The organism is Clostridium sp. (genome assembly GCF_021443865.1).
GTDB lineage: Bacteria > Bacillota > Clostridia > Clostridiales > Clostridiaceae > Clostridium.
Window position 1 is genome coordinate 15,007 of record NZ_JABUTB010000048.1, and the last position, 9,322, is coordinate 24,328.

The 9,322-nt window shown below is 28.8% G+C and carries 3 protein-coding genes and 1 pseudogene; 1 reads left to right on the forward strand and 3 read right to left on the reverse strand.

Annotated features, from left to right (window positions below):
* The coding region (locus HUJ77_RS09680) for an alpha-amylase family glycosyl hydrolase (protein ID WP_291708381.1) at positions 1 to 5,631 on the reverse strand (5,631 nt) is incomplete at its 3' end.
* Positions 5,632 to 5,965: 334 nt separating this feature from the next.
* Between HUJ77_RS09680 and HUJ77_RS09685 the strand changes: the two genes are divergently transcribed.
* Entirely contained in the window at positions 5,966 to 7,270 is a 1,305-nt protein-coding gene (locus HUJ77_RS09685) for a dicarboxylate/amino acid:cation symporter (protein ID WP_291708382.1), read from the forward strand.
* Between the two features lie 51 nt (positions 7,271 to 7,321).
* Here HUJ77_RS09685 and HUJ77_RS09690 read toward each other — a convergent pair whose 3' ends face one another.
* Together HUJ77_RS09690 and HUJ77_RS09695 are read right to left on the reverse strand one after the other, a co-directional pair.
* Positions 7,322 to 9,046: a methyl-accepting chemotaxis protein gene (locus tag HUJ77_RS09690; RefSeq protein WP_291708383.1), complete on the reverse strand. Its 1,725-nt coding sequence runs from the start codon at positions 9,044 to 9,046 to the stop codon at positions 7,322 to 7,324.
* Positions 9,047 to 9,209: 163 nt separating this feature from the next.
* A pseudogene (locus HUJ77_RS09695) lies at positions 9,210 to 9,322 on the reverse strand (anaerobic ribonucleoside-triphosphate reductase activating protein); the annotation flags it as partial.

Consider the following 9,322-nt stretch of genomic DNA (forward strand, 5'->3'; position numbering starts at 1 on the left):
TTCTGGAGCTATATTAGCTTTTAATTCTATGCTTTCATTTATCTTTAATTCTGCTGATGCTTTATCTAAGCTTACTCCTGTAACCTTTATTTCTTCTGGTTTTGGTTCTTCTGGATCTACTGTAGATATAATTTTCATTGTTATTTCCTTAGTTGCTTGTGAAGCTCTTCCATCATCTGTATACCAAGGTAAGTCAATAGTCTCTTGAGTAGGTTTAATTTTAAGATTAAAATTATTTTCTCCTGGACTTAATTTAATTCCTTCTACCTCTACATCACCATATTCATTCATAGCACCTGGATATAATTTATTTATATCCTCATCATTTATTGTAAATTGTACTCCATATGGAACCTTAGCTTTTAATGTGAATTCCTTTTCAGAAGTTTCATATTGGATATCATCTCCATAAGATATTCTCGGCATAGAAATCATCATAGGCATATCAACCCAACGAAGTACATAGTCATTTACAATCATAGAATTTCCACCTTGATTACTAATAGTTAATTTCATATTAGTATCTGTAGAACTATATGCCCAATTACCGTAATCTTCTGTATCATTTGGAATACGCTTATGACTTGTAAATGCCTCTGTAGGCCATGATCCCCTTGTATACTTATATTCTATAGTTTTTCCTGCCATCATTTTAAATTTATACTCTACTACATCTCTAGAAGTTGCTCCACTCGGTACTGTAAGCTTATCACCTGATGCATTCCATCCATTTAAAGTTCCAGCAATATAAATATCATCTGTTGATGGTGTATAGTTAGGAATATGAAGTCTTAGTGTTACATCTACCATAACTAATGTTGGTTTAACAGATTTCTCTTCTGAATAATTTCTGTTATAGAATTTATCATACGCTGCTACCTTATAGGTATACTCTATATCATTACTTACTGTAAAATCTACAAATTCTTTAGAAGCCTTATCTATTACAGCAATTTTTATAAACTCATTATTTCCTTGTTTGCGATAAATTTCAAAGCCTTCAACATTATCTCCATCTGAATTCCAAGTTATCTTAGCTCTATTAGATTCTACAAGTATATCATCAATAATTGGAGCTTTTGGAGCTGTAGTAGCATCACTATTCATAACTGCTTTCATTGATACTTCTAATGATTCTGTATAGCTATCTCCAGTATTTGTTGTTGCTTTAGCATAGTAATTATATATGCCTGCCTCTGTTGGCTCAAAAGTTGCATAGTAACCCTTTGATCCATCTTCTGAATCGCCTTTATATCTTAACTTAGTACTATGGGCATTATCTCTTGAAGTTCCATCCTTATAAAACATAAGTCTAGCTTCAAAATTAGGAATTTCTTTTCCCTTATATTCACTGCTATCTGTTAAGCCAGGAATATTAATATTTACTATTATTTCTTCAGTTTTTATTCCTACACCAATAGTTAGGTCATTAACTTTATTAGGTTTACTAATGGATTTAATAGTATATGATGGTAAAGCTGTTACTGAATCACTAAATTCACTTTCTCCTCCATCCTTAACTGCAGTTATATAATAATAGTATCTTATTCCATCTATAACATTTTCATCAATAAAGCTTGTACTAGTTTCTTCTTTAATCTTTTCAACATTTTGTCCTTCAAGATTAGTTCTATAAATATTATACTTTTTAGCTCCAGCAACTTCATTCCAAGTAAGAGTAACCTTTCCTTGTTCTGCAATTGCTTTTACCCCTTGTACTTTATCAACTACAACAATTTTATTTGTAGATACCATCATTAAGCCTGTTTGAGCTGGAATTGTAATTTTAATTTTTCCATCTTTTACAGTTGAAGATATCTTTCCATATATCTCATCCTTTAATTTTAATCCCTCTGGTAAAAATCCTGATACATCTGCCTCTATAGTTTTCTCTTCCATTGATTGATTTAAAACTAATAGGCCTCCCTTTTCAGAACTCTTCCTTGCATATGCAATTACATTTTCATTGGCATAAGCCGTATGAATATCTCCAGTTGCAAAGACTTCAAGATTTTCATTTCTAACTCTTGCTGCATTTTTATATGCGTCAAATAATTCTGAATATCTACCTAATGCAGAATAATCTCCATTCTTTTCATTTATTCTTTCCCATGGGAATGTTCTTCTTGAATCAGGATCCTTAGTACCAGTTACCCCTACTTCATCACCATAATAAATAGTAGGTGCACCTGGATATCCCATTTGGAATATAGCTGTTAATGCTTGTAGCTTTAATGCTTTATCTGATGCTTCAGGAGCTATTTTAGTATTTTCTTCTTCCCATGTTGGATTATCTATCTTAGTAATATTACGTATAGTATCATGAGAATCTACTAAATTTAGCATAGCTTGCCATGCTTCTTTCGGATAATTTTCTCTTATAGTCTCTAATGCATTATTAAAATCTATAGCATTTCCACTTATTATATAGTTTTGAAGGGCTGCTCTAAATTGATAGTTCATTACTGAATCAAATTGATCTCCTAATAAATAATGAGTAGCAACTCCCCATTCTTCACCTAATATAATTGGATCATCTATTACATTTCCATTAACATCTAATCTGCCAGTTGTTGATTTTACAACTTCTCTAAACTTTTGCCATGTACTTGTTGATACATCTGGTGCAACGTCTAATCTCCATCCTCTTGCTCCCATCCAAATCCATCTTTGAGCTGCTGCATATTGCATATTTTTTTCTGCTTCTTTATTACTCATTCCTGTTAAATCATAACCAATTACATTTTCTCTATAATCAACATTATTCCACTCATGATTTCCTGGAATCGCTAATTCGTCTCCTTCTTGAGGTGCTTTTGCTTCCATTACTGGTAATGAATCATAGCCCCACCAGCCTTCATATTGATAATATTGATCTTTTTTATCTAATGAATTTCCATCTTTATCTCTTACTACCCATTTATTTTCTATCTTAAACCAAGTTGTAAATTTAAAATCTTCAGGATAAGAATAATTTTTACCTGTTAAAGGATTTTTCATCCCTTCGAATTCTTTAATTACTTCTTTTTCTGCTTCTTCTTGAGTCTTTCCAGTATTTACTTTATCCCATACTTTTCTCCAATATTCATAAGCACCAATTTCTGGATACTTTTCATATCTATCAAAATATATTGAATCATCTCCAACATGATTGAAAACGCCATCTGCTATTAACTTAATGCCATTAGCTTCTGCTGCCTTTGCAAAAGCTTGATAAACTCTATCTGATGCAGCTCTTGTTTCTTCATAATTTAAACCTGAAGTTGGATCACCTTTCTTATTATATACAGGCTCTCCAAACATTGGATCTAATGACTTATAATCAGTTGCATCATACTTATGGTTAGAAGCTGCCCATGCTACTGGGTTTAAATATATAGAAGTTACTCCTATTGATTTTAAATATTCAAGTTTTTGTTCTATACCTTGAATATCTCCTCCATAAAACTCATTTGTCCATATATTATCTGTTTTTGAATCTGGATAATATGGCTTATTTTCTCTAGTTCCATGTCTAGGATTTTCAGGATAATCACTCCAATCACCCCATACTTGTGATGGTGCTGGATCCTTTTCTACTCCTCCATCATAATATTGAATATCATATGATTTAAGATTTCCATCACTATCAACATATCCCCTATAACCATCTACTAACTTAGCTCTATTATTTTCTTTATTTCCATCAAAGAACCTGTCTGGAAAAATTTGATATACAACTGATTCTTTCATCCAATCTGGAGTTTTGTAATCCTTGTCATATACAGTTAGATTATATGGTAAGACACCTTCTTCAGCAGTAGTACCACTGCCGCCACTTAATCCATCATCACCATACTCTACCTTTGTTTTTCCATCTACTAATATAAATTTATAACCCCAAATACCTATACCTTTAAAATCTGACTTTGGTATTATAACTTCATAGTAATCAGTTTCGCTTACTGTAGTTGCCTTTCTCATATCATAACTTTTCGCAACTCCATTACCATCTATAAGTTCAACTTTAGCAACTTGTACATCATCCTTTGCAACACCAATTCTTAAAGTTAAATCTTCACTTTCTTCTTTTATTGCACCAAAAGGCTTTTTAAAGGTAATATTTCTTGAATCAAATTTAATAGCTGATTTATTTATTAAACCATCATAACTACCTTCTGTAGGTTTATAATTGTGAACTAACTTTTGGTCTCCTTTATAGTTTATGGTAAATACTACATCCGCTGAATCTAGTGTGTTAACTTCTAAATTATCTTGAGTATTACCATTAGGTCCATAGCTTTCACTCCAATCATTACCAAAAGCTACCTTAACTAAAAAGTTTCCTGCTGGTAAATTTCTTTGTAGCTTATATACACTTCCATCGAAGTTATAATCAACAAACATTTGCTTAGCAGTTTGTGGAGACCACTCTACTTCACCGAATACTTTTTGAATATCACCAACTAATCTTGGCCATTTACTATTACTTAATTCTGGAACATATTGCTTCAATCCAATTACTCCAGGAATATTAATTCTTGCTTCATTAAGTTCTTCATTAACATAAAAGTTTACCTTTGATTTTTCATCTAGTTTTAATGTGAAATTTCCATCTTTATCTGTACTATCTGAAAATCCATCCCAAGATCCATTTTTAACTATTTTAAATTGATATTGTCCAGCAGGTAATACTACTGAATACTCAAAGAATCCATCTACTAAATGTTTTAATTGATTTTCTGAATTACTTGGGTTCCATCCTTGGAAATTACCAGCAATATACCATTTATTTTTTCCTCCTGGCTGATTAACCAATTCATCAGCTACTATATCTCCATCATCTACTATTTCTTCATCAGTTGGTGGATTTACCTCTAAACTTGGTTTTACATAATATGTTGTACTATCATTTTCCTTGTAATAAACTTCTAAATTCCCATTAGAATCAAGATATGCTAAGTCAATTATCTTATCATCATTATGATCCTTATCCCATTTAGCAGTACGAACTATAACTCCAATTCTCTTATTTTCTTTAGTTATATCTGAAAATGATAAATTAGAAGCTTTTCCATAATCATTAGCTTCTGTAAATAATCTTACAGTATCCTCTGAGCCATCACTTCCATCCACTATCCAATTCCATAGTTGCCATTTATCATAATCCTTATCTGATCTATTATAATTAACTTTTATATTAACTTTTGAAAAGTCCTTATATAGCTCTTCATATACTATAGACTTTGATTTTGGATTGTTGTTATCTATTTCTCCTACAGTTATAATAATCTCTTTTTCGCCCTTTGATAAATCATATCTAATCTCTTCTGTAGCTTTAAGTTCTGTTTCTCCTTTTTTGATTACCATACCAAGTTCCCCTGACTTTGGTACATCTATTACAGCGTACACGCCTTTATCATCTTTATGTGTAAATTCTACTGAATGACCATCCTTATTTGGCCACCAAGCCCAAATATTCCAACCAGAATAGTCATTATCTTCTTTTAAAAATCTAACCTTAATCTTTTGATTTCCTGTAGTTTCTGCTTTTACTACATTATTAGGAATCGGTATTAGTGTTAGACAAAATATAATAAGTATAAACATACTTATTTTAGCTTTAAGTTTTGAAATAATATTTTTTCTCATATTTACCCTCCTTTTTATTACTAAATATTTCGGAAACGTTTCCATTTATGCTTTTATGTTGTTGGTAATGAAAACTTTTCTTAATTAAAAGTTTAAAACATAAAAAATTTATTTTCTATGTACTTTATTGCTTTTTGTATTTAAACACAAAAATATAGTGTAATCTATAAATATTTATTATAGTATGTTCTAACTACTTTTTAACTAATTCACCATAATATTAGTTGTGTAATATATAATTCTGACAACTTATTAAAAAAAACAGCTTGTCAATTTTCTATTTATATAATAATATTAATATGTAAATAAAAGTGATATTTTAAAGGGGAATTTTATGATTAAGAAAATGAGTTTAACAAAAAAAATCTTTATATCTATGTTCTTAGGTGCACTTTTGGGAATAATAATTCAAAGAATTAATTCTGATTTTATTAAGGAAACTTTAATTTTAAATGGAATTATAAAAGTTTTATCTAATCTATTTTTATCATCAATTAAAATGATGGTTGTGCCTTTAGTATTTGTTTCATTAACTTGCGGTGCTGCATCTATAGAAAATATAGCTAAACTTGGAAAAATAGGTGGAAAAACTCTATTATTTTATGTATCTACAACTTGTATTGCTATTACCATAGGAATAGCTCTTGCTTTACTAATAAAACCTGGAATCGGTTTAAATATTTCAAATCTATTAGTTTCTGAAACTAATATTTCTCAAAGTACATCTTTTGTAGATATTATTATTGGCATAGTCCCAACTAATCCTTTTCAATCTCTTGTAAATGGAGATATGTTACAAATTATTGTTTTTGCAATTTTATTAGGAATTTCTATTAGTCTAGTTGGTGAAAAAGGGAAAATTTTAAAAAATGCATTTGAATCTCTAAATGAAGTTGTAATGAAAATTGTTGAAATTGTTATGTCTTTTGCTCCAATAGGTATTTTTGCCTTAATGACTAATACTTTTGCTACAATAGGATTCAGTGCAATGCTTCCTTTATTAAAATATATGTTTGTAATTTTGTTTGCATTATTAATTCATTCTGTAGTTATTTACGGAGGAATGCTTAAAATATTCACAAGATTAAGTATAAAGCCATTTTTAAAAAAATTCACAAAACCTGCATCTATAGTTTTCTCTACTGCTTCTAGTAATGCTGCATTACCTGTTACTATTGATGCTGTGAATGAAATGGGAGTTGATAATACTGTAAGTTCTTTTACAATACCATTAGGTGCTACTATTAATATGGACGGTACAGCAATAATGCAAGGAGTGGCAGCTATATTCATTGCACAAGTTTATAATATAGATTTAAGCTTAACTTCTATATTAACTATTATTCTTACTGCCACTTTGGCCTCTATTGGAACTGCTGGAGTTCCAGGGGTTGGAATGATTATGCTTTCAATGGTTTTACAATCAGTAGGTTTACCTATTGAAGGAATTGGATTAATTCTTGGAATAGACAGAATATTAGATATGTGTAGAAGCACAGTTAATACTATGGGAGATTGTATATGTACAATTATTGTAAGTAAATCCGAAAATTATTTTGATGAAAAGAAATACTATTCTTTTTCAGATAACGAAGATTCTTTAAATGATTATTATGAAAATGTTGACAATTCTTTTTAAATTCAAAGTTAATCATTATAAAATTAATTAAGGAGCTGAATAAACAGCTCCTTAATTAATTTTAAATACGTTTATAGACTTATTTAAATTTTTTGAACTTTCTTTAGCTAAATCTGAATTTTTTATAGAAACCTCTGAATTATTACTTGCTTCAAAAATCTTATCAGTAATATGAGTTATTCCATTTGTACCTTCCATAGTAGCTCTAGAAACAGCTTCTGTTACATCTGAAATCTCTTTTATTGAAAGTAATAGCTCACTAGAAATCTTGCTAAATTCCATTACTATATCATTTATTAATTTCCCATCCTTTTCAGAAGTATCAATAATGCTTATCATATTATTAAATTCATTTTGTAAGTCATCATCCATAAATTTTATTAAGTTATTTGAACCACTTATTAATCCATTTACTGAATTTGATATTTCATTTCCAGTTTCCTTAATTTTAATAACTGACTCTTTAGATGCTTCAGCCAGTTTTCTAATTTCTTCTGCAACTACTGCAAAGCCTCTCCCAGCCTCACCAGCTCTTGCAGCTTCAATAGATGCATTTAATGCTAGAAGATTGGTTTGTTCAGTTATTTCTATTATTATTTCTGACAATTCATAAATCTTACTTATTACTTTAGTTTGATTAATTGCATTCTTTAGTGTTTCTTTTGAATCCGCTAAAATATTATTAGCATTTTTTAAGTCTTTAGTGATAAAAGTCTTATTATCTATTGCTCTTTTACTAATCTCATTAGATATTTTAGCACCATCTTTAGCCTTATTATTTATAGATTCTATATTAAGTTCAATACTTTGAATGGAATTATTTATTTCTTCAGTAGATGCTGATGTTTCTTCCATAATAGCTGTTACTTCTTCTGAAGTAGCTGACATGCTTTCTAAGCTTGTATTTAAATCATATATATTTTTATTTATTATATCTATAGCCTCTTCTGTATTATTAGATTCATTTTTAACATTCTTTATTAATCCACTTAAGGATTTTCTAATTGAATTTAAATGTATTAATATAAGTCCTAGTTCATCTCTTCTTTTTAGATACCTTTCATCTATTTCTCTAGATAAATCTCCGCTTGAAATTATATCCATTTCCTTTACAGCTATTTTTAAAGGCTTTATTATATTTCTGCTAATTGCAAAAGCTGAAACAATTCCTATTAATAATCCAATACCTATACTTGCATATAAAACTATAATTAAAGATTTTGATGTTTTTTCATTTTTAAATTTTATTTGTTCAGCTAATGAACTACAATGTGCTGATAATTTATTTAAATCATATCTAAATCCTTCTCCAATTTCAACTTCAATTTCTTCTAATCTTTTTATAGCCTCTTCTTTTTTACCATTCATAGCTAAATCTATTACTTCTTTTCGTTTTTCTCTATATGTTTTCACCTTATTATCTATACTTATAGCTATTTTTTTTGCATATTCATCAGTATTAATCCTTTTAAACGTATTAAACTCATTATCGAATTTCTTTTCACTTTCAATCATTGAATTATACTCATTCTTTTGATATGAAGGATCATCTGTATTTATAATGATTTTATAAATACTTGCTTGTATCTTAGCTTCTTCGCTAAGAGCGTTAGATAAAGTAAATACCGATGAAAAATTTTCATTATATAATTTTTTCATTCTTTCATTTGCACTATTTAATTGTGTAATGCCAATTAACCCAATTATAACTATAATTATATTTAATGTAACTGTTAAAATTAATATTTTTAGACTTACCTTTAAATTTTTAAGCATAAATATAACCCCTTATATAATAAATTCTCTTACTATAATTATCCTTTAAAATACTCTTTTTGTCAAAAACTAATAGAATTTTTTTTTAAAAGTAGTTATTTGTAAATTATAAAAAAATAGAAAGGTATCTAGTAAGATTAAAATCTTACTAGATACCTTATAATTATGCTTCTATTTCAATAATACAATTAGCTTCTTTACTTTTTACAACATCAATTACTCTTTGATTACTAGAACCTCTATATTTTAATGATATATTTCTTTTATTTAATTCAA